The sequence below is a fragment of the Actinoplanes sp. NPDC024001 genome (genome assembly GCF_040638955.1).
In the GTDB taxonomy this organism is placed as follows: domain Bacteria; phylum Actinomycetota; class Actinomycetes; order Mycobacteriales; family Micromonosporaceae; genus Actinoplanes.
This window is the reverse complement of record NZ_JBEZZB010000082.1, coordinates 1-21789: the sequence shown is the minus strand read 5'-3', so window position 1 is coordinate 21789 and position 21789 is coordinate 1. Positions and strand designations below refer to the sequence as shown.

Sequence of the window (21789 nt, the reverse complement as noted above, 5' to 3'; positions counted from 1 at the left end):
GCGGGACGACGCGCCGCGGTCGGGGGGCCGGTCGGCGCAGTCGCGCACCACGGCGGGACGGCGTGACCGTGAGGACAGCCGCGATGCGGCGACCCGGGGAACTGGCGTCCGGGGGGTGCGCCAGTTCTCCGTTCGGTCCGACACGCGCCGGTCCGGGATCCAGGACGGCAAGCTCGGACCGGACAAGCCGGGCACGCCCGGCAACCAGACGACAACCAGCCGGGGTACGCGGGGCAGCGCGCCCGCGAGCCAGGCGTCGGCCGGCCGGGGTACGCGCGGCGGAGCGTCCGGGAGCCAGGCGTCGGCGGGCCGGGGTACGCGCGGCGGGGCGCTCGGCGGGGGCAGGCAGGGCGCGTCCGGGAGCCAGGTGACGGCGGGCCGGGGTACGCGGGGCGTGCTCGGCTCGGGCAAGCAGGGCAAGACCGGAGCGGTGGAGGGAACCGCCGCGCTGGCGCTGGAGGTCACCGAGCTGGAGGTCACCGCCGCCGCGCCGCAGCCTGCGGGCCGGCCGCGGCTCTGGGTCGCGCCGCCGGCGCCGATCCGGGCGCCGCGGGCGACGTTCGCCGCCGCGGTGATCGCCGTGGTGCTGGTCGGCGTGCTCGGCATCCTGCTGATCAACACCAAGACGATGGAGCAGTCCTTCCGCCTCGACGCGCTGCGCAAGGAGAAGGTCGCCCTGGACAAGCAGCAGCAGGGGCTGGAGCAGCAGCTGATCCAGGCGTCCAACCCGGGCAACCTGCAGGCCGCGGCCCGCCGGCTGGGCCTGGTGCCGGCCGACGCGCCCGCCATGATCCGGCTGCCGGACGGGAAGATCATCCGTACGCCGACGCCCGGCCGGGGCCAGCCCGCGGTGACCGCCCAGGACGGGCTGACCAACGCCGGCACGCCGACCACGGGCACCGGGAGGTAGGCGCCGTGGCGCCGCGAGACGACGACGAGACACCGCGCCGGGGTACACCTCCCCGGCGCGGTTCGTCGCGTGAGGTTCCGGCTCCCGACGAGCGCGAGGAGGGCGCCGGGCGGCGCGGGCGCTCCGCGATCGGGGACGCCCGGGCCTACACCCCGCGCGGGCGGACCGTGGCCGAGCGGGGCCGGGCGCCGCGTTCCGGGCGCACCACCGACCCGTTCCGGCCGGCGCTGCAGGTGCTCGACGGCGGCGAGACCGGTCAGCGGGCGCGCGGGCGCAACGGGCGTCCCACGAGCCCTCCCGAGGAGCGCGAGCAGCCCCAGCGCGGCCGCCCCGCCCCCGAGCAGGACGATCGGCGGGCTCCCAGCCGTACGCAGAAGGCGCCGGAGAAGGACGACCGGCGCGCACCCAGCCGTACGCAGAAGGCGCTGGAGAAGGACGATCGGCGCGCACCCAGCCGTACCCCGAAGAGGCCTGAGAAAGACGATCGGCGCGCGGCCGAGCGTATGAAGAAGGAGCGCACGCGAGGGCCGGAGAACGGCCGGCCACCGCGCCGGCCGAGGCCGGTGCCGGCCGAGCCGCCGAAGCTCGCCAACAGCACCCGCCGCCTGCGGCTCGGCACCGTGCTGGCGCTGAGCCTGTTCGTGGCGATCGGCGTGCGGCTGGTCGTGCTGCAGGTGGCGACCTCGCCGGCCGAGGCGAAGAGCCTGCTGGACGCCCGGGCGGACCGGCTGACCACGGTCGAGCTGCCGGCGCCGCGCGGGCGCATCCTGGACCGCTCCGGCAAGGTGCTGGCGCACAGCGTCGAGGCGCGCTATGTCTACGCCGACCCGGAGAACCCGGGGCTGCAGCAGAGCATCCCGGCGACCGCCGCGCAGCTGTCGCCGCTGCTGGGCATCTCGCGCTCCGAGCTGATGGCGGACATGCAGCGCAAGAAGGTGCTCGGCGGCTGGACGCAGTTCCGCTACCTGGCGCGCGGTGTGGACATGGCCGTCGCGGACCGGATCGACGCGATGAAGCTGCCCGGCATCTACACGCACAGCGACGAGCGGCGGGACCTGCCCGGCCGGGACCTGGCGGCGAACCTGATCGGCTTCACCGGCGACGACCACCACGGTCTGGCCGGGCTGGAGGCGCGTTACGACGACCTGCTGCACGGCACCGACGGCAAACGGGTCTTCGAGACCGGCAAGGGCAACCTGAACATCCCGATCGCCGGCGGCTACGAGCAGACCACCGCCGCCAAGCCCGGCAGTTCGCTGCAGCTGACCATCGACCGTGACCTGCAGTACCGGGTGCAGCAGATCCTCGGCGCCGAGGCGAAGCAGCGCAACGCCACGGTGGCCGGCGCGGTCGTGCTGGACGCGCGCACCGGGGAGGTGCTGGCGCAGGCGAGCTACCCGCCGTACAACGCGGCCAAGCCGCTGGAGTACCAGCCGGAGGACCGGGTCGACGTGCCGACCAGCGTGGTCACCGACCCGGGGTCGACGCACAAGGCGTTCATCTTCGGCGCCGCGCTGCAGGAGGGCCTGATCACGCCCGAGTCGACCCTGAAGATCGGCCCGGCGATCGACCGGGGTGGCGAGCGGTTCGAGGACACCCACGAGATGCCCAAGAACACCCTGATGACGATGCCGGGGCTGCTCGCCTACTCGTCCAACGTCGGCACGATCCTGATCGGCGAGATGCTCGGCAAGGAGAAGATCTACGAGTACCAGCAGAAGTTCGGGCTGGGTAAGGCGACCGGCGTGGGCATGCCGGGCGAGGCCGAGGGGCAGCTGCTGAAGCCGGAGGACTGGAGCGGCTCAGCGGCCGGTTCGGTGCCGATCGGGCACAGCGTGTCGGCCACGCTGATGCAGATGGCGGCCGGTTACGGCGCGATCGCCAACAACGGCACCTGGATCCAGCCGCACCTGATCAAGGCGACCATCTCCGGCAAGGACGGCAAGGTCAGCGAGGCGGCCGCGCCGGAGACCCGCAAGGTGCTCGATCCGGACGTGGCCGCCGAGCTGCGGACGATGATGGAGGCCGTGGTCGACGTGAAGGGCGGCACCGGCAAGGCCGCGGCGGTGACCGGCTACCGGGTGGCGGGCAAGACCGGCACCGGCAAGATGCTCATCGACGGGCAGTACACCAGCCACAACGCCAGCTCGTTCGTCGGGATGGCGCCGGCCGAGGACCCGCGGTACGTGATCGCGGTGTCGATGGACGTCTCCTCCGGCGGTGGTGGCGACGTGGCTGCCCCGGCGTTCAGCCAGATGATGTCCTTCGCGTTGCTCCGTAACCATGTGCCACCGTCCGGTACGAAGCCGCCGACCTTCAAGATCCATCCATGAGCCCTGGCCGCATGGCGTTGACAGGAACCAGTGCGGCACGGGGTAGGGTCTGACGCCGTGTCCGGCATTCCCCGACCCGAGACCGTCGCGCCGTACCCGTTGCAGCAGCTCGCCGAGCTGCTGCCGGCGGCGCTGACCGGTGGTGACACTGAGGTCACCGGGGTCACGCACAGTAGTGGTTCAGTCCGTCCCGGCGATCTTTACGCCGCGCTGCCCGGTGCGAACCGGCACGGCGCGGAGTTCATCGCCGATGCCGCGCGATCGGGCGCGGTGGCCGTCCTGACGAATCCGGCCGGGCGGGACGCCGCGCTCGCCGCCGGGCTGCCGGTGCTGGTCGCCGACGACCCGCGGGCGGTGCTCGGCGCGGCCTCGGCGGCGATCTACGGCGAGCCGTCCCGGCGGCTCACCATGATCGGCGTGACCGGGACGGCCGGCAAGACGTCGACGTCGTACCTGGTGGAGGCCGGCCTGCGGGCCGCCGGGCTGGTGACCGGCCTGGTCGGCACGGTGGAGACCCGGATCGGCGAGCTCGTGGTGAAGAGCGTGCGGACCACCCCGGAGGCCACCGACCTGCAGGCGATCCTGGCCGCCGGCCTGGAACGCGGCGTGCAGGCCGTGGTCATGGAGGTCTCCAGCCACGCCCTGGTGATGGGCCGGGCCGACGGGATCCGGTTCGCGGCCGGCGGCTACACCAACTTCGGCCAGGACCACCTGGACTTCCACCCGACGTCGGAGGAGTACTTCGCGGCCAAGGCGCGGCTCTTCGACGGCCGGTCCGCGGTCGCGGTGCTCAACCACGACGACCCGGCGCTGCGGCCGCTCTACCAGCCGGAGACGGTCACCTACTCCGCGGCCGGCGACCGGTCCGCGACCTGGTGGGCCTCGGACATCGCGCCCTCGGCTTTCGGCCAGCGGTTCCTCGCGCACGGCCCGGACGGTCTCGTGGTGGAGACCGGCGTGGCGCTGCCCGGCCTGCACAACGTGGCGAACGCGCTGCTCGCGCTGGCGCTGCTGGTCGCGGTGGGTGTCGATCCGGCGGTCGCCGGCCGGGGCATCGCCGACTGCCGGGGCGTCCCCGGCCGGCTGGAGCAGGTCGCGGCCCCCGGCGAGGTGCTCGGCGTGGTCGACTACGCGCACAAGCCCAACGCGATCGTCGCCGCGCTCGCCGCGCTGCGCGAGCTGGCCACGACGCGAGGCGGCAGGCTGATCTGCGTGATCGGCGCCGGCGGTGACCGGGACAAGGGCAAGCGGCCGCTGATGGGCGAGGCCGCGGCGCAGGGCGCCGACCTGGTGATCATCACGGACGACAACCCCAGGACCGAGGACCCCGCATCCGTACGCGCTGCCGTGCGCGCCGGGGCGGAGGGCGCGGCGACGGCTGCCAAGGTCGTCGAGGTGGCCGGCCGTCGTGCGGCGATCGACGAGGCGGTCCGGATGGCCGCGGCCGGCGACGTGATCGCGGTGCTGGGCAAGGGCAACGAGCAGGGCCAGGAGGTCAACGGCGAGGTGCTGCCGTTCGACGACCGCATCGAGCTGGCCGCCGCGCTGGAGGGCCGACCATGATTACCATGACCTTCGCCGAGATCGCTGAGATCACCGGCGGCCGGCTGGTCAACGCCGCGGAGACGGTGACCGTGACCGGGCCCGTCGAGTACGACTCCCGCAAGGTCGGCCCGGGTGGCCTGTTCGTCGCGTTCGCCGGCGAGAAGGTGGACGGGCACGACTTCGCCGCCGCCGTGGTCGAGGCCGGCGCGGCCGGGGTGCTCGGCACCCGGGACACCGGTGCGCCGGGCGTCGTCGTCGCCGACCCCCTCGCCGCGCTGGCCGCCCTGGCCCGGGTGGTGGTGTCCCGGCTGGACAAGCTGACCGTGGTCGGGCTGACCGGGTCGTCCGGGAAGACCACGACCAAGGACTACATCGGGCAGCTGCTCGGCCGGCTCGGGCCGACCGTGGCGCCGGCCGGGTCGCTCAACAACGAGCTGGGCTTTCCGTACACGGTGCTGCAGGCGACCACCGAGACCCGGTTCCTGGTGCTGGAGATGGGCGCCCGGGGGATCGGCCACATCCGGTACCTGACCGAGATCGCCCAGCCGCGGATCGGCGTCGTCCTGAACGTCGGCGCGGCGCACATCGGCGAGTTCGGCTCGGTCGAGGGGACCGCCCTGGCGAAGGGCGAGCTGGTCGAGGCGCTGCCGTCGTCCGGTGTCGCGATCCTGAACGCTGATGATCCGCTGGTGTCCGCCATGGCGTCCCGCACCTCCGCTGCCGTCGTGGCTGTGGGCGAGGATTCCTCGGCGGCATTGCGGGCGACCGAGGTGGCCGTGGACTCCACGGGGCGCGCCTCGTACCAGCTTGTTTCCGGCGACAAATCGGGGAATGTCCGGTTGGCGGTCGCCGGGCGGCACCAGGTGGCGAACACCCTGGCCGCCGCCGCGGTGGCGCTCGCCGCGGGCATGGACTTCGACGAGCTGACCGCCGCGCTCGGCGAGGTCGGCATCGTCTCCGGCCGCCGGATGGACGTCTTCGACCGGCCGGACGGCGTGCGGGTCATCGACGACTCGTACAACGCCAACCCGTCGTCGACCGCGGCCGCGCTGCGGGCGCTGGCCGCGATGGGCGAGGGCCGGCGCACCACCGCCGTGCTGGGCTACATGGCCGAGCTCGGCGAGTTCGAGGTGTCCGGGCACGCCGAGGTGGGGCGGCTCGCCGCCGAGCTCGGGGTGGACCGGCTGATCGCGGTGGCCGGCAACGCCCGGCCGATCCTGGACGGTGCCGCCGGCTTCACGGGGTGGCCGGGCACGGCGTATCTCGCCGCCGACCAGGACGCCGCAATCGAGATCTTGAAGGAGGACCTGCGCGCCGACGATGTCGTGCTGGTCAAGGGTTCCCGGTACCGCACATGGGACGTCGCCGACTGGCTGCGGCGTTCCGAGGAGGTTCAGCCCACGTGAGGGCAGTCATCGTCGCGGCCGCGGTCGCCTTTCTCATCTCGCTGTTCGGCACCCCGATCGCCATCCGGGTCTTCTCGGCCCTCAAGGCCGGACAGCCGATCCGCTCCATCGGCCCCGCCACCCACATGGGCAAGAAGGGCACCCCGACGATGGGCGGGGTGGCGTTCATCATCGCCACGGTCTTCGCGTACGTCGCCGGGCACCTGGCCCTGACCACGCTCCCGGAGCGGCAGATCGCCCAGGAGAAGCCGACCATGACCGCGCTGGTCCTGCTCGGCATCTTCGTCTTCTGCGGCGCGGTCGGCTTTCTGGACGACTTCCTGAAGGTCCGCAAGCGCAACTCGGACGGTCTCAGCGCCAAGGGCAAGCTGCTCGGCCAGCTGATCATCGGTACCGGCTTCGGCATCGCCGCGCTCTACTTCCCGAGCACCAACGGGCAGACGGTGGCCAGCGAGCGGATCTCGTTCATCCGGGACGTGGACTGGCTGGACGTCGGCAAGGTCGGCTCGGTCATGGTCTTCGTCTTCGTGATCATGGCGATGTCCAACGGCGTGAACCTCACCGACGGTCTGGACGGTCTCGCCACCGGCGCGTCGATCCTGGTGCTCGGTGCGTACTCGCTGATCGGTTTCTGGCAGTACCGGCACTGGTGCGGTGACGACGACTACGTCGGCGAGGCGGGCTCGCTCACCGCGCAGCACTGTTATCAGGTCCGAGATCCGCTGGAGATCGCGATGATCGCGGCCGCCGCGGCGGCGGCGTGTGTCGGCTTCCTCTGGTGGAACACCAACCCCGCGCGGATCTTCATGGGCGACACCGGCGCGCTGGCGCTGGGCGGCCTGATCGGCGGTCTCGCGGTGGCCACCCGGACCACCCTGCTGTCGGTCATCATCGGCGGCCTCTTCGTGATCATCACGATGTCCGTGGTCATCCAGATCATCTCGTTCAAGACCACCGGTAAACGTGTCTTCCGGATGTCGCCACTGCAGCACCACTTCGAACTGGCGGGCTGGAGCGAGGTCAACATCGTGGTCCGGTTCTGGATCATCGCGGGCATCTGCGCCGCGATCGGCCTGGGCCTGTTCTACAGCGAGCACCTGGCGGTCATGGGATAGATCTCGCGCGACACGCCCGAGACGTGACGGCCCCCGATGTGGACACCGGACGATGATGAGGGAATGGCGGACGACCGTACTCCGATGGCCCGCCCGTCGCTGAGCCGGCAGCTGCTGCCCGCGGTGCACGGGCTGCTGGCTCGACCCCTGTCGTCGTACTACCTGCTGATCGCCAGCTCGGGTCTGCTGCTGCTGATCGGGCTGACCATGGTCTTCTCGGCGACCAGCGTGAAGGCGTACGCGGAGAACGGTGACGCGTTCTCCGCGCTCAGCAGCCAGGCGGTCTACGCGCTGCTCGGCCTGGTGGCGTTCTGGGTCTGCCAGCGGCTGCCCGCGCTCACCCTGCGCACCCTCGGCAAGTACATCCTCGGGGCGGCGATCGTGCTGCTGGTGATGCTCGCCGTGCTCAACGCGCTGGCCTCGGCGGGGATCGGCAAGGGCCAGCTGGGCCCGATCCGCGCCGACCTGAACTGGCTGTACTTCGGGCCGGTCAGCATGCAGCCGGGCGAGTTCGCCAAGGTCGGCATGGTGCTCTGGGGCGCCGACGTGATCGCCCGCAAGGGCCGGGCGCTCGGGCACTGGCGGGAGCTGGCGATGCCGCTGTTCCCGGTGGTCGGCCTGCTCTTCGTCCTGGTCGGCTACAACGACCTCGGCACCATGCTGGTGCTGCTGGCGCTCATCGTCGGCCTGCTCTGGGCGGCCGGCGTACGGATGCGGTTCTTCGCCGCCCTGGGCGTGCTCGGCCTGGCCGGCATCAGCCTGCTGATCGCCGCGGCGTCGCGGGGCGCCGGCTCCGGCGCCCAGGACGCCGAGAACTACCGGCTGGCGCGGCTCACCAGCTTCCTCACCCCGCTGGAGAAGTGCGACCTGGAGGGCATCTGCTACCAGATCCTGCAGGGCCGCTCGGCGATCTTCGAGGGCGGCTGGTTCGGAGTCGGGCTCGGCAAGAGCGCGCTGAAGTGGGGCTGGGTCCCGGAGGCCGACAACGACTTCATCTTCTCGATCCTCGCCGAGGAGCTCGGCGTGGTCGGCTGCGCGGTGGTGCTGGCGCTGCTCTCGGTGCTGGCCTACACCGGCTTCCGGATCGCGCGCCGCTCGACCGACCCGTTCCGCCGGCTCGCCGCCTCCGCGATCACCACCTGGCTGGTCGCCCAGGCCGTGATCAACATGGGCGGCGTGGTCGGCCTGCTGCCCATCACCGGCCTCCCGCTGCCGTTCATCTCCGCAGGTGGCAGCGCCCTCGTGGTGACCCTGGCGGCGATCGGCATGCTGGCCTCGTTCGCCCGCGCCGAACCCGAGGCGGCCCGAGCCCTGAACGCCCGTCCGACGCCGAGATGGGTGCGACTAGTCTGGGCCCCGCTGCCGCCGGTCCCCCCGCCGCGGCGGCCGGGCAAGCCGGGCAATCGGGCACCCGCTGACTCGGGGAGCGGAAGGAGACGGTGATGGGTCCGCTGCGGTCGGTCGTCCTCGCCGGAGGAGGCACCGGCGGTCACATCTATCCGCTGCTCGCCTTCGCCGATGCTCTGCGGCGCCACTTCCCGGAGATCCGGATCACCACGCTGGGCAGCCCGAAGGGCATGGAGAACCAGCTGATCCCGGCGGCCGGCTACGACCTGCGGGTCATCCCGGCGTTCCAGCTGCCCCGCACGCTGAACATGGACCTGCTGCGCACCCCGGACCGGATGTACCGGTCGGCGGCCGCGGCCGGCGAGATCATCGACGAGGTGCGGGCCGAGGTCGTGGTCGGCTTCGGCGGTTACGTCTCGGTGCCGGCCTATCTGGCTGCCTGGCGGCGCGAGCTGCCGATCGTGATCCACGAGGTCAACGTGCCGCCGGGCGTCGCCAACCGGATGGGCATGAAATTCACCAAGCGCCTCGCCGTCGGCTTCCCGCACCAGCTGGAGCAGGCCGAGTCGCTGCGCAACGCCCGGCTGGTCGGCGTGCCGCTGCGCACCGGGATCACCCGGATGGACCGGCCGGCGCTGCGCCCGCAGGCGCTCTACCACTTCGGCCTGCGGCCCGACCTGCCGGTGCTCTTCGTCTCCGGCGGCTCGTCCGGCGCCCGCACCATCAACCTGGCGGTCGCCGCGGCGGCCAAGCGGCTGGCCCACGCCGGCATCCAGGTGCTGCACGTGCAGGGCGGGCGCAACGACCCGTTCGAGGTGCCGAAAGACCTGCCGGTGCCCTATGTCGTCGTGCCCTACCTGTCGAACATGGAGCTCGGATACGCTGCCGCCGACCTGATGCTCTGCCGGGGCGGGGCGATCACGGTCGCCGAGACCACCGCGCTGGGCATGCCGGCCATCTACGTGCCGTACCCGTTCAGCAATCAGGAGCAGCGGCGCAACGCGCTGCCGGTGGTGGAGGCGGGTGGCGGCCTGCTGGTCGACAACAGCGAGCTGACCCCGGACTGGATCGAACGCAACATCATCCCGCTGGCGCGGGACCGGCAGCGGCTGGCCGCCATGGGTCACTCCGCCGCCGGGTACGGGCGCCGCGACGGTGACGAGCAGCTGCTGCGCTTCGTTCTGGAAGCGGTGAGCTGATGAGCCTGATTGAGGGAGTGGATCTGTGAACACGGCGGAGCTGACGCCGGCCGGCGAGATGACCGCCGAGGACCTGGGCAGCGTGCACCTGATCGGGATCGGCGGGGTCGGCATGGCCGGCCTGGCCCGGCTCCTGCTGACCCGCGGCGTGCCGGTCTCCGGCAGCGAGCTGCGGGAGTGGCCCGCGCTGGCCGCGCTGCGCGCGCTCGGCGGCACGGTGCACATGACGCACGTGGAGTCGAACCTCGACGGCGTCGACACGGTCGTCTACTCGACCGCGATCCCGCAGGACCACATCGAGCTCGCCGAGGCGCGCCGCCGCGGCCTGCGGGTGCTGCACCGCTCCGAGGCCCTCAAGGCCGCCATGACCAACCGGCAGAGCGTCGCCGTCGCCGGTACCCACGGCAAGACCACCACCACCTCGATCATGACGGTGATCCTGCAGCACGCGGGACACGACCCGTCGTTCGTGATCGGTGGCGAGATCTCCGAGGCGGGCGCGGCCGGCCACCACGGCACCGGCCCGCACTTCGTGGTCGAGGCCGACGAGAGCGACAAGTCCTTCCTGATCTACCGGCCGCACGTCGCGATCATCACGAACATCGAGGGCGACCACCTCAACAACTGGGGTGACCTGGACTCGCTGAAGGCGGGCTTCCTGGAGTTCGGCTCGCTCGCCGACGGCTTCGTGGTCACCTGCGCGGACGGGCCGGGCACCGAGGAGCTGATCACCGGGCTGCGGGCGGCGGGCAAGACCGTCTACACCTACGGCGAGTCGGCCGACGCGGACCTGCGGATCAGCGACGTGGTCTCCTCGGTCAGCGGCGTGCGCTACCAGGCCGAGCTGGAGGGCAAGCCGCTCGGCGAGATCAAGCTGGCGCTGCCCGGCAAGCACATGGGCCTGAACAGCGCGGCCACCGTGCTGACCGCGCTCAAGCTGGGCCTGCCGCTGGAGAAGGTGGTCGAGGCCCTGGAGTCCTTCCCGGGGGTCCGGCGCCGGTTCGAGCGCAAGGGCATCGCCGCCGGCGTGCGGGTCTACGACGAGTACGCCTACCACCCGACCTCGGTCAAGGCGGCCCTGCGCACGCTGCGCGAGGTGGCCGGGGACGGCCGGCTGCTCGTGGTCTTCCAGCCGTACCGGGTCTACCGCACCCGGGACCTGCAGGCCGAGCTCGCCGACGCGCTCCAGGTCGCCGACGAGGTGATCTGCATGGAGGTGTTCGGGCCGGGCGAGACCCGCAACCCGGGCGAGGGCGGCCGGGCGCTGACCGCGGCGATCGACCTGCCCGCCGAGCACAAGGTCTTCGTGCCGGACTGGGAGGACGTCCCGGACGAGGTGGTCCGGCGCAGCCGTCCCGGTGACGTGGTGGTGACCATGGGCGCGCCGCCGATCTCGCTGATGGGCGACGAGCTGCTGGCCGCGCTCGCCGAGGCGGACCAGCAGCCGGACCTGGCGAGGTAGCACCGGTGGCGGGCGGGGGCACGCGCAACTGGCGGCTGGTACGGGCCGACACGGACGCCGTACCGCCATCGGCGCGCCGGTTCATGGCCCGGGCCCGCCAGCGGCGGATGCGTGCCGCGCTGCCCTGGGCGGTCGGCCTGGCCGTGCTGCTCGTCGCCGGCGCGCTGGTCTGGGTCGTCTACGGCACCTCGGCGCTGGGTGTCCGGCGGGTCCAGGTGGTCGGCGCCGAGCTGCTCAGCCAGGACCAGGTGCGGGAGGCCGCGGCCGTTCCCGCCGAGCAGCCGCTGGCCCGGGTGGACCTGGACGAGGTCGGCGCCCGGGTGCGCGGCCTGCCCGCGGTGGACCGGGTGGTGATCAGCCGCAGCTGGCCGTCGACGCTGGTGGTCGAGGTGGTGGAGCGCACCCCGGTGGCGGCCGTGCCGGCCCGGGGTGGGCAGTTCCTGCTGATCGACGACGAGGGCGTGCCGTTCCGGGCGGTGGCGAAGCAGCCGCGCGGGCTGCCGCTGGCCCGGCTCGCCACACCGGGCCCGGCGGACGCGAACACCGGGTCGGCGCTGACCGTGCTCGGCGAGCTCAGTGACGATCTGCGCGAGCAGCTGGTGGCGGTGGTCGTCGCCTCGCCGGTGCAGATCCGGCTGGAGTTGCGCAAGGGCCGCGTCGTGATCTGGGGCGACGACACCAAGAGCGACGAGAAGAGCAAGGTGGCCACCGCGCTGCTGCGGCAGAAGGGCGACGAGATCGACGTCAGCGCCCCGTCGGTGGTGACTATCAGGTAGCTACTCGACTAAACGGACAACTAGCCACGAACGGAATATAACGTTCGAGGTTACGGGTGAGTCGGATACTCACCACGTAAGCGGACGCGACACGCCGCTCCGGGTCTTTGGCTGCGGCGGGATGTCCGCATACGTTGCGTCGAGAGGTTCGAGTGGTTGACATAACTCTAAACCTCTAGTAGAGGGTGAGGGTTTCCTCGCCCTCCCTTGTACGGCAGCGGATGTCGAAGTGCGGTTCCTCCTCGAACCGCAGGGGCCCTTGACATCCGCCAACCCCGGAAGGGAAGGCTGAGCCCGATGACACCTCCGCACAACTACCTTGCGGTCATCAAGGTCGTCGGCATCGGCGGCGGCGGCGTGAATGCCGTGAACCGCATGATCGAGGTTGGGCTCAAAGGCGTCGAGTTCATCGCGATCAACACCGATGCCCAGGCCCTCTTGATGAGCGACGCCGACGTGAAACTCGATGTCGGCCGGGAGCTGACCCGTGGTCTGGGCGCCGGCGCTCAGCCCGAGGTCGGCAAGAACGCCGCCGAGGACCACCGGGACGAGATCGAAGAGGTGCTCAAGGGCGCCGACATGGTCTTCGTCACCTGTGGCGAGGGCGGCGGCACCGGCACCGGCGGCGCTCCCGTGGTGGCGAACATCGCCCGCAAGCTCGGGGCGCTCACCATCGGCGTGGTCACCCGGCCGTTCTCGTTCGAGGGCAAGCGGCGCCAGGTGCAGGCCGAGGCCGGCATCGACGAACTGCGCAACCAGTGCGACACGTTGATCGTGATCCCGAACGACCGGCTCCTGGCGCTCGGCGACCGCGGCATCAGCATGATGGACGCGTTCCGCCAGGCCGACCAGGTGCTGCTCTCCGGTGTGCAGGGCATCACCGACCTGATCACCACGCCGGGTCTGATCAACCTGGACTTCGCCGACGTCAAGAGCGTCATGTCCGGCGCGGGCAGCGCGCTGATGGGCATCGGCAGCGCCCGCGGCGACAACCGAGCGGTCGAGGCGGCCGAGAAGGCGATCTCCAGCCCGCTGCTGGAGCAGAGCATGGACGGCGCGCGCGGCGTGCTGCTCTCCATCGCCGGCGGTTCCGACCTCGGCCTGTTCGAGATCAACGACGCGGCGCAGCTGGTCACTGACGCGGCGCACCCGGACGCGAACATCATCTTCGGCGCGGTCATCGACGACGCGCTCGGCGACGAGGTGCGGGTCACGGTGATCGCGGCGGGCTTCGACGGGGGTGCGCCCTCGTACAAGCCGGCCGAGCCGGTCCGCAAGGTTCCGGCGCCCGCGCCCGGCGGCACCACCACGCCGGCGACTCCGCCGGTCCCGGTGAGCACCACGCCGTCCACGACGACCCCGCCGCCGGCCCCGCGCCGGATGCTCTTCGACGACGTGGACGTGCCGGACTTCCTGAAGAACGGCTCCTAGTCTTCATCGATGGGCGACGACAACGGGCGGCGGGCCGAGCTCGCCGCCAATCTTCAGCGGGTCCGGGAGCGGATCGACCGCGCCTGTGAGGCGGCCGGGCGGCCGCCGGGGGCGGTCACGCTGACCGCGGTGACCAAGACGTACCCGGCGAGTGACGTGCTGTTGCTCGCCGGGCTCGGCGTCACCGACGTCGGGGAGAACAAGGACCAGGAGGCGGCCGCCAAGGCGGCCGAGGTCCGCGCCGCCGGCGCGGAGCTGCGCTGGCACTTCGTCGGCCGGCTGCAGCGCAACAAGGCCAGGTCGGTCGTACGGTACGCCGACGTGATCGAGTCCGTGGACTCCGAGCGCCTGGCCGTGGCCCTGGGCCGGGCCGCCGCCGACCGGCCGGTCCCGCTCGACGTGCTGATCCAGGTCAGCATCGACGGCGACCCCGAGCGCGGCGGCGTGATTGAAAATGATCTTTGGCGGGTATCCGACTCGGTGGCCTCATCGGACGGTCTGCGGCTCGGTGGCGTGATGGCTGTCGCGCCACTGGGCTGGGACCCCGACCGGGCGTTCGAGAAGCTGGCTGTCCTCGCTGGACAACTGGCCGAACGGCACCCGGGCGCCACGACGGTCTCGGCGGGCATGAGTGGTGATCTCGAAGCGGCCGTCCGGCACGGAGCGACACACGTACGGATCGGTACTTCTTTACTCGGGATGCGAAACTCGCTGCGGTAGCCTTGCGGCGGGCAGCAAACTACACAGGTGTTGTTTTACGCGACGAGCCTCTCCGACCGGCCGGCGCGTCCGACGACGCAGCGTCGCAGCGGGTCGTGGGTCCGAATCGGATTCGCAACGTCGGCCCGCACAAGGGGGGACGCGGCACGCCGAGGGGCGCGGGCCGCACGGCTGACGGAGGTGGGGGCATGGACTCTTCCCAGGGAGGGGCGGCATGAGCGGGGCGTTTCGCAAGGCGGGCGTCTGGCTCGGCCTCGTCGAGGAGGACGACGACCGGGGGTACGACGACCGTAACTACCGGGAGAGCTCCTACCGCGGCCGGGACCGCGACCGTGATCGTGACCGGGACCGCTACTCCAGCGACCACCGTTACTCGGACGACTTCGCCGACGAGGACGAGGTCGAGGAGGAGCGCCCGGTTCCGCGGACGCGGCCGGAGCGCTCCAGCCACAGCCGGCTCGGTGAGCGGGTCTCGTCGGCCCGGGCCGACCTGGACCGGGAGGAGAACGAGCGGCTCGATCGGGCGAGCGTGCGTTCCATCACCCGGTCCACCGTCGCCCCGGAGCAGTCCGACGCGTTCACCTACTCCACCCGGGAGAACGCGGCGCTCAAGCCGCAGCCCGTGGTGCACCAGCCGCCGGTGCCGCAGCGGCCGGTGGAGGAGGAGCAGCGTTACCAGATCACCACGCTGCACCCGACCACCTACCGGGAGGCGCGCACCATCGGCGAGCACTTCCGCGACGGTGTGCCCGTGATCATCAATCTCACCGAGATGGATGAGTCGGACGCCCGCCGGCTGGTGGACTTCGCCGCCGGGCTGGCCTTCGGCCTGCGGGGTACGATCGAGCGCGTGACCAACCGGGTTTTCCTGCTCTCACCGGCAAATGTCCAGGTCACCGCGGAGGACAAGGCCAAGATCGCTGAGGGCGGCTTCTTCACCCAGAGTTGATTGAGTCGAAGCTGACTGACCCGAACGAGGGATCCGCCTGACGTGCTGTCGATCGTGTTCCAGAGCCTCTACGTGCTGCTGTACCTCTTCTTCATCGTGCTGCTGGCCAGGTTCGTCCTGGGTGCGGTGCTCCAGTACGGACGGCGGTGGCAGCCCAGCCGGGGCGCCTCCGCCGGACTCGAATCGGTGTGGAGCGTCACGGATCCGCCCCTCAAGGCGTTGAGGCGTGTGATCCCACCGCTGCGCATTGGTAACGTGAGTTTGGACCTGGCTTCCATCGTGCTGCTGGTTATCCTGTTCGTGCTCATGAACTTCGTGCTGGCCCCACTGATCCGTACCTACAGCTAGACAGCAGCCCCGCCCCAACCGCGGCCGCGACTGACCCGAGGAGTTTCGATGCCGCTGACCCCGGCCGACGTGCACAACGTCGCCTTCAAGAAGCCCCCGATCGGCAAGCGGGGGTATGACGAGGAGGAGGTCGACGCCTTCCTTGACGAGGTGGAGCGCGAGCTCGCCCGTCTGATCGAGGAGAACAACGAGCTGCGCGCCCAGGTGGAGCGCGGCGGTCGGGGTGGCGCACCAGCCGGCCCGGGTGCCGACCCCCGCATGGCTGCCGAGCTCAACGACCTCAAGGCCCAGCTCGACCGGGTGCAGCGGGACAAGACTGCGGCCGAGCAGGCCGCCCGGCAGATGCAGGCCGAGCTGGAGCAGGTGCGGGCTCAGGGCCCCGGCCCCAGCAGCGGCCCCACCGGCGCCGACGGCGAGCAGCAGGCCCTGCGCGTGCTGATGATGGCCCAGCGCACCGCCGACGACCACGTGTCCGACGCCCGGCGCGAGGCCGACAAGCTTCTCTCCGACGCCCGTTCCAAGGCGGAGGAGGTCACCCGCGAGGCCCGGGCCAAGGCCGACGCCCTCGAGCGCGACGCCCGCCAGCGGCACCAGGAGGCCATGGGCGGCCTGGACGCCAAGCGGACCGCGCTGCAGAAGCACATCGAGGAGCTCAAGCAGTTCGAGCGGGAGTACCGCACCCGCCTGAAGGCTTACCTCGAGAGCCAGCTGCGTGACCTGGACGGTCGTGGCCAGGGCCTGGAGGCCGAGATGGCGCGGGCCGACGCCAGTCGCGCGGTCGGTGGCTCCGGTGGTCTCGCCGCGGCCGGCCTCGCCGGGTCGTACGGCGGGAGCCGCACCAACTCCATCGAATCGGGTCGCTGACCGCACGCCCTGACACACCGCGACGAGGATGAGCCATGATCGTTGCTAGTCTCCTGCTCATCCCCGTCGCGGTGTTGTTTCTCGCGCTCGGTCTGATCAATGGTTCGAGCAGTCTTCTCATAGCTTCGATCGTGGTCAGTCTGCTGGCCGCGGTCGCTCTGGTGATCGGCGCCCGGCAGGCCGCGGTCGCCCGCCGCCTCGCCGCCACCGACGGCGCCAAGCGTGCCGCTCCGATGCCGGAGGCACCCACCCGAGGGGGCCGGCCGGAGCCGTACGGCGCTGAGCCCGTCGATGCCGATTCTGCCTCTGTGGCGGCGGCGTCCGCAGGCGATTCGATGACCTACGACGACGATGCGGTTCTCGCCGATCAGGCCGGCGCCGCGACGGTCGAGGACGACGACGCCGACCGGGCCCGCGCCGCCGGCGCCCGGGACACGTCGGCCCATCTGGGTGACGAGGACGACGCCGTTCCGTCCGCTGCCGCAGACTATGCCCAATCTGACTCCGCGCCCGAAACGCCCGCTCCCGCCGGCGCCCCCGAGCCCGCGGCCGAGGACTACGAGCGCGCCTCCTCGACGATCGGCGCGGCCCGCAGCACCGAGCCGGAGGACCGGTCCTGGCGCCGGCCGGCCGAGGCGGCCGATTCCCCCGCCGACGAGTTCGACGAGCCGGACGACGACGACCCGGACGACGAGCCGCTGCCCCAGTCCGTGCGCCCCGCCGACGCGGTGCTGATCGCCCGGCTGGACCTCGAGGTGCTGGTGGTCGACGGGCGCCCGCGCTATCACATGGCGGACTGCCCGCACCTGGTCGGCCGGCTGACCGAGCCGCTGCCGGCGAACGAGGCGGTGGAGCTGGGGTTCAGCCCGTGCGGTCTGTGCCGCCCGGTGGACCGGCTGGTCGCCGCCGTGGCGCACCGCTGACCGGAGCGGGCATGACGGACTCGGTTCCGGTGCGGGTGCGGCCCGGAGCGGGCCGGACCCGGGTGGGCGGGCGCTATGACGGCCCGCACGGGCCGGCGCTGATCGTCGCGGTGGGTGCCCCGCCGGTCGACGGCAAGGCCACCGAAGCGGTCCGGCGGGCGCTGGCCGACGCCCTGGGTGTCCGCCCGGCGCAGGTGGCTCTCCGGCTCGGGGCGACCAGCCGGGACAAGGTCTTCACCGTCTCGGCGCCCGCGGACCGGTGGGCGCAGCGGCTCGCCGAACTCCGGGACGGCGTCTGATGACTGCATGTGAGGGTGGCGTCACCTAAGGTGTATCGTCGGTTATCCGACGAGCCGGTGACCTCTTCGTACCGTTTTGTCGGGCCCGAGGGGAATGGCGGGTTGTCGGGGTACTTCACCTTCCGTATCCTTGCCACCCTCACCGAGTGCGCGGCCTGCTTTCCCGCCGCGCCATTTGTGCACGTGGGGGAAGATCTACGGCGGCGATCGCCCCCTGACCGGGGGCGAGATCGCGCACCGCCGACAGGAAAACGGGGACAGACAGGGGACAGGCGGCACGGCCCCGGGCCCGCCGCCGGTGATCCCGGAGACCGCTGATCGCCGCGCCCGGCGCGGCCGAGGGAGCGACGATGGCCAAGGCAACCGACATCCGGACCGGTTCCACCGGTGGGTCCGCCGCGGAGCGCAACCGTTCCGAGGGAGAGACCGAACAGATCCGGCAGGCTCTGGTCGCGCGGCTAACCGAGCTTCAGGCCGAGTACGATCAGGCGCTCAGCGAGATCACCGAGTTGCAGCGCGAGCGGCTCGCCGACTCGGCCGGGGACGACCAGGCCGACACCGGCACCAAGACGTTCGAGCGGGAGCAGGAGATCACGCTGGCCAACAACCTGCTCGAGCGGATCACACAGGTGGAACGCGCCATCGATCGGCTCGGCGCGGGCAACTACGGTTGGTGTGAGCGGTGCGGCAACCAGATCCCGGTCGAGCGACTGGCTGCGTTCCCGTCCGCCACGCTGTGTGTCTCCTGTAAGCAGTTGGAGGAACGACGCTGAACGCCGACGAGCCGGCGCCCGTGGACAAGCGTCCACGGTTCGCCCCCCGTGCCGTGGCCATCCTGGCCGTCACCGCGGTCATCGCCGTGGCGGTCGACCAGTGGACCAAGCACCTGTCCACCGAGAACCTGGAGCCCGGCGAGCCGGTCCGGATCCTCGGCGGCCTGATCCACCTCTCGCTGCTGCGCAACAGCGGGGCGGCGTTCAGCTTCGGCAGTTCGTACACCTGGGTCTTCCCGATCATCACCACGGTGGTGGTCGGCTGGATCGCGTGGATGGCGACCCGGCTGCGCTCGGTGCCGTGGGCGATCGCGCTCGGCCTGGTGCTCGGCGGCGCGCTGGGCAACCTGACCGACCGGCTGTTCCGGGCGCCCGGTTTCCTGCACGGCCACGTGGTCGACATGATCAGCGTCTTCGGGCCGTACGGGGAGTACTTCGCGGTCTTCAACATCGCCGACAGCTGCCTGAGCGTCGGCGTGGTGCTCGCCGTGCTGCTGGAGCTCACCGGGCGCCAGCGCGACGGCAGCCGCATCCCGAGCAAGAAGAACGCACCCCAGCCGGCCGCCGGCACCGGGACGGAGGAGAGGGCATGAGCGAGCTTGCGAGCGAATCATCCAGCTCAGTCGTGAACTCATGCCGACGCCGGAGCGCAGCGGAGGTGGCGGCATGAGCGGACAGCGTTCCCTGCCGGTGCCGGACGGTCTCGACGGGATGCGGCTGGACCAGGCCGTGTCCCGGCTCTTCGGCCTCTCCCGGACCGCCGCCGCCACCCTGGTCGAGTCCGGCGACGCCCTGGTGGACGGGGTGGCCCGGAACAAGTCGGAGAAGGTCGCCGCCGGCTCCTGGCTGGAGGTCACCCTGCCCGCGCCGGTCGCGGCGCCGGCCGTGGTGGCCGAGCCGGTGCACGGCCTCGGCATCATCTACAGCGACGACGACATCGTGGTGGTGGACAAGCCGGTCGGTGTCGCCGCCCACCCGAGCCCCGGCTGGACCGGCCCGACCGTGGTCGGCGGCCTGGCCGCGATGGGGCAGAACGTCGCGACCAGCGGCGCCGCCGAGCGGCAGGGCGTGGTGCACCGGCTCGACGTCGGCACCACCGGCCTGATGGTGGTGGCCAAGAGCGAGTCGGCGTACAGCTTCCTGAAGCGGGCCTTCAAGGAGCGCGAGGTGGAGAAGCGCTACCACGCGGTGGTCCAGGGCCACCTCGACCCGCTGCGCGGCACCATCGACGCCCCGATCGACCGGCACCCCACCGCTGACTACAAGTTCGCGGTGATGTCCGGTGGCAAGCCCAGCGTCACCCACTACGACACGCTCGAGGCGTTCCGCTCGGCCAGTCTGGTCGACGTGCGGCTGGAGACCGGGCGCACCCACCAGATCCGGGTGCACTTCTCGGCGATGCGCCACCCGTGTGCCGGTGACCTGACGTACGGGGCGGACCCCACCCTGGCGGCCCGGCTGAAGCTGACCCGTCAGTGGCTGCACGCCCGCGAACTGGCGTTCCTGCACCCCCGAACGCACGAGGAGGTGCGGTTCGTCAGCGATTACCCTGACGACCTGAAGTACGCGCTGGACGTCCTGGAGGACGCCGGCTGACCGTCGGGAGTATCAGGTGGGCCCCGCGCACCGACTGCGGGCGGTCCTCGTCCGGTTCGGGGGCGGCTCGCTCCGGTTGCAGATCATGACCGGAGTGGCGCTGGCGGCTACCGTCGCGCTGGTTCTCGGCGTGCTCTGGGCCGACCGTGACCTGCCCTCCGGCGACGAGCCGGGCGACGTGGTCCGGGTCGGCGTCGTCGAGGGCCAGTCGGTCTCCGGCTATCTGCGGGCCTCGCAGGACGAACTCGACCGGCTCACCGACCCCTCGGCCCCGGTGGCCGGGGACACCTGGGCGCTGGTCAGCCTCCGGGCGTACGCGGTGCCGGCCCGCCTGGCCGGACTGCTGGGCGGGGTGGCGGTGGCGCAGGTGTACGCGCGGGTGCCGCTGCCGGAGGCGCGGACCCAGGTGACCCGGATCCCGGTCTACCGGATGCCCGACGACGTGACCAGCGGGATGCTGAACGCGGCGCTGACCCGGGATCAGGAGCAGGCCGACTATCTGCGGCTGAGCCGGGCGCTGAAGGCCGACGGCGCCAAGGAGGCCCGGCTGCGGACGACCTACGAGTCGGCGGCCCGCGTCGCCGCCGCGGAGGCGGCCGCCTACCGGGCCGGGTGCGAGTGCCTTTTCGCCGCGGTGGTCCGGGCCACCCCGGCGACGCTCAGCGAGCTGGCCGGCCAGAGGGCGGTGCGGTCGGTGGACCCGGCGCCGGAGGTGCGCCGCCTGGACCGCACCGAGTTCCGGCCGCCGTTGCCCGAGGACGCCGGGACGGTCGAGCCGCAGCCGTCGGCGCCCACCGTCCCGGGCACCGCGGTGCCCGATGCGACGCCGGCCGTTGCCCCGGTCACGCCCACGCCGATACCGTCGTCGATCGGGACACCTGTGACATCCGCCTCACCGGAGATTTCGGGTCGGGAGTCGATCCCAGCCGTATTGCCTTCCGAGCAAGGCGTTGCCGTACCCTCTGCACCGGACGCGAGTCCTGTTCGGGAAGGGTCCGGTCCGTCCTCGGCAGCATCGTCGTGACGGATCCGGCCGTTAGGTTTTCCGTCTGCGAAACGCTCGGGTGGATGCACGTGCACGACCAGCGTGCCGCTATGTGATCAAGAACGACCGGGGGATGGGCAGTCGGTCGGTGGCCCGAATAGGGTTCTCGTCCGTAGCCTGTCAGGGGCGAGAACGTCGCCGAGGACCAAAACGGGTAGGCGCAGAGAGGACGAGCCGTGGACGGGACCGAGACCGGCTGGGGCCGGCCTGCGGAACCAGCCCCGCGCTGGCGGGCGCTGCTCGACCGTGCCCGGCATGGGAGCCGCAGCGAGGAGCCGGAACCGGCTCAGCCGGAGCCTGAGCAGCCGCAACCGCAGCAGTGGGGTCAGCAGCAGCCGGCGGCCGGCCGCGGCGCGGCCCCGGTGGAGCGCCGCCCCTACAACCCGCTGGACCCGCGATCGGCCGAGCGCCGTGGCGCCGAGCCGCCGGCCGAGCCGCGCCCGATGCCGCAGCGGCCGATCAACCCGCTCGACCCGCGCTGGCAGTCGCGCCGCGAGCCCGAGCAGCAGCAGAACAGCTTCTTCGAGCCGGCGCCGCGGTCCGCCCAGCCTCCGGCCCCCCGGGAGTACGGCGCGGGCGCCGGTTACGCGGCCCCCGCCCGGGAGTACCCACCGAACGGCTACGCCCCCGGCGCCGGCTACGCGCAGCCGGTGAACGGGTATGCGCCGGCACCGGCGCCGGCCTATCCGCCGCCGGCCGCACCCGCCCCGGCCTATCCGCCGGCGCCGGCTGTCGCGCGTACGCCTGC

At 72.0% G+C, this 21789-nt stretch carries 20 protein-coding genes and 1 pseudogene; all 21 read left to right on the top strand.

Going from position 1 to position 21789, the window contains the following annotated elements; all coding sequences use genetic code 11:
* Positions 1-115: 115 nt before the first annotated feature.
* A complete protein-coding gene (locus tag AB0F81_RS28710) occupies positions 116-910 on the top strand; it encodes a hypothetical protein (protein ID WP_360202162.1) in 795 nt (264 codons plus the stop codon).
* A 5-nt stretch (positions 911-915) separates the two neighbouring features.
* A complete protein-coding gene (locus AB0F81_RS28705; protein WP_360202160.1) occupies positions 916-3243 on the top strand; it encodes a penicillin-binding transpeptidase domain-containing protein in 2328 nt (775 codons plus the stop codon).
* Between the two features lie 99 nt (positions 3244-3342).
* The gene (locus AB0F81_RS28700; RefSeq protein ID WP_360202195.1) at positions 3343-4806 is read left to right on the top strand and encodes a UDP-N-acetylmuramoyl-L-alanyl-D-glutamate--2,6-diaminopimelate ligase; all 1464 of its coding nucleotides are present in this window, start codon (positions 3343-3345) and stop codon (positions 4804-4806) included.
* Entirely contained in the window at positions 4803-6194 is a 1392-nt protein-coding gene (murF, locus tag AB0F81_RS28695; RefSeq protein ID WP_360202158.1) for a UDP-N-acetylmuramoyl-tripeptide--D-alanyl-D-alanine ligase, read from the top strand. Before AB0F81_RS28700 ends, murF begins: the two co-directional genes overlap by 4 nt.
* On the top strand, positions 6191-7309 hold the full coding sequence (gene mraY, locus AB0F81_RS28690) for a phospho-N-acetylmuramoyl-pentapeptide-transferase (RefSeq protein ID WP_360202156.1): 1119 nt from the start codon (positions 6191-6193) through the stop codon (positions 7307-7309). The genes murF and mraY overlap by 4 nt, the downstream gene beginning before the upstream one ends.
* 63 nt (positions 7310-7372) lie before the next feature.
* Positions 7373-8752 carry a putative peptidoglycan glycosyltransferase FtsW gene (locus AB0F81_RS28685; protein WP_360202155.1) on the top strand — a complete coding sequence of 460 codons (1380 nt, stop codon included), beginning with the start codon at positions 7373-7375 and terminating at the stop codon, positions 8750-8752.
* The gene (gene murG, locus AB0F81_RS28680; protein WP_360202153.1) at positions 8752-9855 is read left to right on the top strand and encodes an undecaprenyldiphospho-muramoylpentapeptide beta-N-acetylglucosaminyltransferase; all 1104 of its coding nucleotides are present in this window, start codon (positions 8752-8754) and stop codon (positions 9853-9855) included. Before AB0F81_RS28685 ends, murG begins: the two co-directional genes overlap by 1 nt.
* 58 nt (positions 9856-9913) lie before the next feature.
* Positions 9914-11317, top strand: coding sequence for a UDP-N-acetylmuramate--L-alanine ligase (murC, locus tag AB0F81_RS28675; RefSeq protein ID WP_360202193.1), 1404 nt, complete (start codon positions 9914-9916; stop codon positions 11315-11317).
* A gap of 5 nt (positions 11318-11322) precedes the next feature.
* Positions 11323-12093: an FtsQ-type POTRA domain-containing protein gene (locus tag AB0F81_RS28670; RefSeq protein ID WP_360202151.1), complete on the top strand. Its 771-nt coding sequence runs from the start codon at positions 11323-11325 to the stop codon at positions 12091-12093.
* 297 nt (positions 12094-12390) lie between these two features.
* Positions 12391-13524 (top strand): cell division protein FtsZ, encoded by a 1134-nt coding sequence (gene ftsZ / locus AB0F81_RS28665; protein ID WP_360202149.1) that lies wholly within the window; start codon positions 12391-12393, stop codon positions 13522-13524.
* Positions 13525-13533: 9 nt separating this feature from the next.
* Positions 13534-14244 (top strand): YggS family pyridoxal phosphate-dependent enzyme, encoded by a 711-nt coding sequence (locus AB0F81_RS28660; protein WP_360202147.1) that lies wholly within the window; start codon positions 13534-13536, stop codon positions 14242-14244.
* 214 nt (positions 14245-14458) lie between these two features.
* Positions 14459-15193 carry a cell division protein SepF gene (locus AB0F81_RS28655; RefSeq protein ID WP_360202145.1) on the top strand — a complete coding sequence of 245 codons (735 nt, stop codon included), beginning with the start codon at positions 14459-14461 and terminating at the stop codon, positions 15191-15193.
* Positions 15194-15235: 42 nt separating this feature from the next.
* Positions 15236-15541, top strand: a complete 306-nt coding sequence (locus tag AB0F81_RS28650) for a YggT family protein (protein WP_328467121.1) — start codon at positions 15236-15238, stop codon at positions 15539-15541.
* 48 nt (positions 15542-15589) lie between these two features.
* Entirely contained in the window at positions 15590-16405 is an 816-nt protein-coding gene (locus AB0F81_RS28645; protein ID WP_360202143.1) for a DivIVA domain-containing protein, read from the top strand.
* A gap of 233 nt (positions 16406-16638) precedes the next feature.
* Positions 16639-17328: a hypothetical protein gene (locus AB0F81_RS28640; RefSeq protein WP_360202191.1), complete on the top strand. Its 690-nt coding sequence runs from the start codon at positions 16639-16641 to the stop codon at positions 17326-17328.
* A gap of 11 nt (positions 17329-17339) precedes the next feature.
* A complete protein-coding gene (locus AB0F81_RS28635) occupies positions 17340-17627 on the top strand; it encodes a DUF167 domain-containing protein (protein WP_360202141.1) in 288 nt (95 codons plus the stop codon).
* A 350-nt stretch (positions 17628-17977) separates the two neighbouring features.
* The gene (locus AB0F81_RS28630) at positions 17978-18400 is read left to right on the top strand and encodes a TraR/DksA family transcriptional regulator (protein WP_360202139.1); all 423 of its coding nucleotides are present in this window, start codon (positions 17978-17980) and stop codon (positions 18398-18400) included.
* Between the two features lie 20 nt (positions 18401-18420).
* Positions 18421-18993 carry a signal peptidase II gene (lspA, locus tag AB0F81_RS28625; RefSeq protein ID WP_360202137.1) on the top strand — a complete coding sequence of 191 codons (573 nt, stop codon included), beginning with the start codon at positions 18421-18423 and terminating at the stop codon, positions 18991-18993.
* A gap of 73 nt (positions 18994-19066) precedes the next feature.
* Entirely contained in the window at positions 19067-19996 is a 930-nt protein-coding gene (locus AB0F81_RS28620; protein WP_360202135.1) for an RluA family pseudouridine synthase, read from the top strand.
* A gap of 16 nt (positions 19997-20012) precedes the next feature.
* Positions 20013-21020, top strand: coding sequence for a hypothetical protein (locus AB0F81_RS28615; RefSeq protein WP_360202134.1), 1008 nt, complete (start codon positions 20013-20015; stop codon positions 21018-21020).
* Between the two features lie 197 nt (positions 21021-21217).
* Positions 21218-21789, top strand: a pseudogene (locus AB0F81_RS28610) (ATPase); the annotation flags it as partial.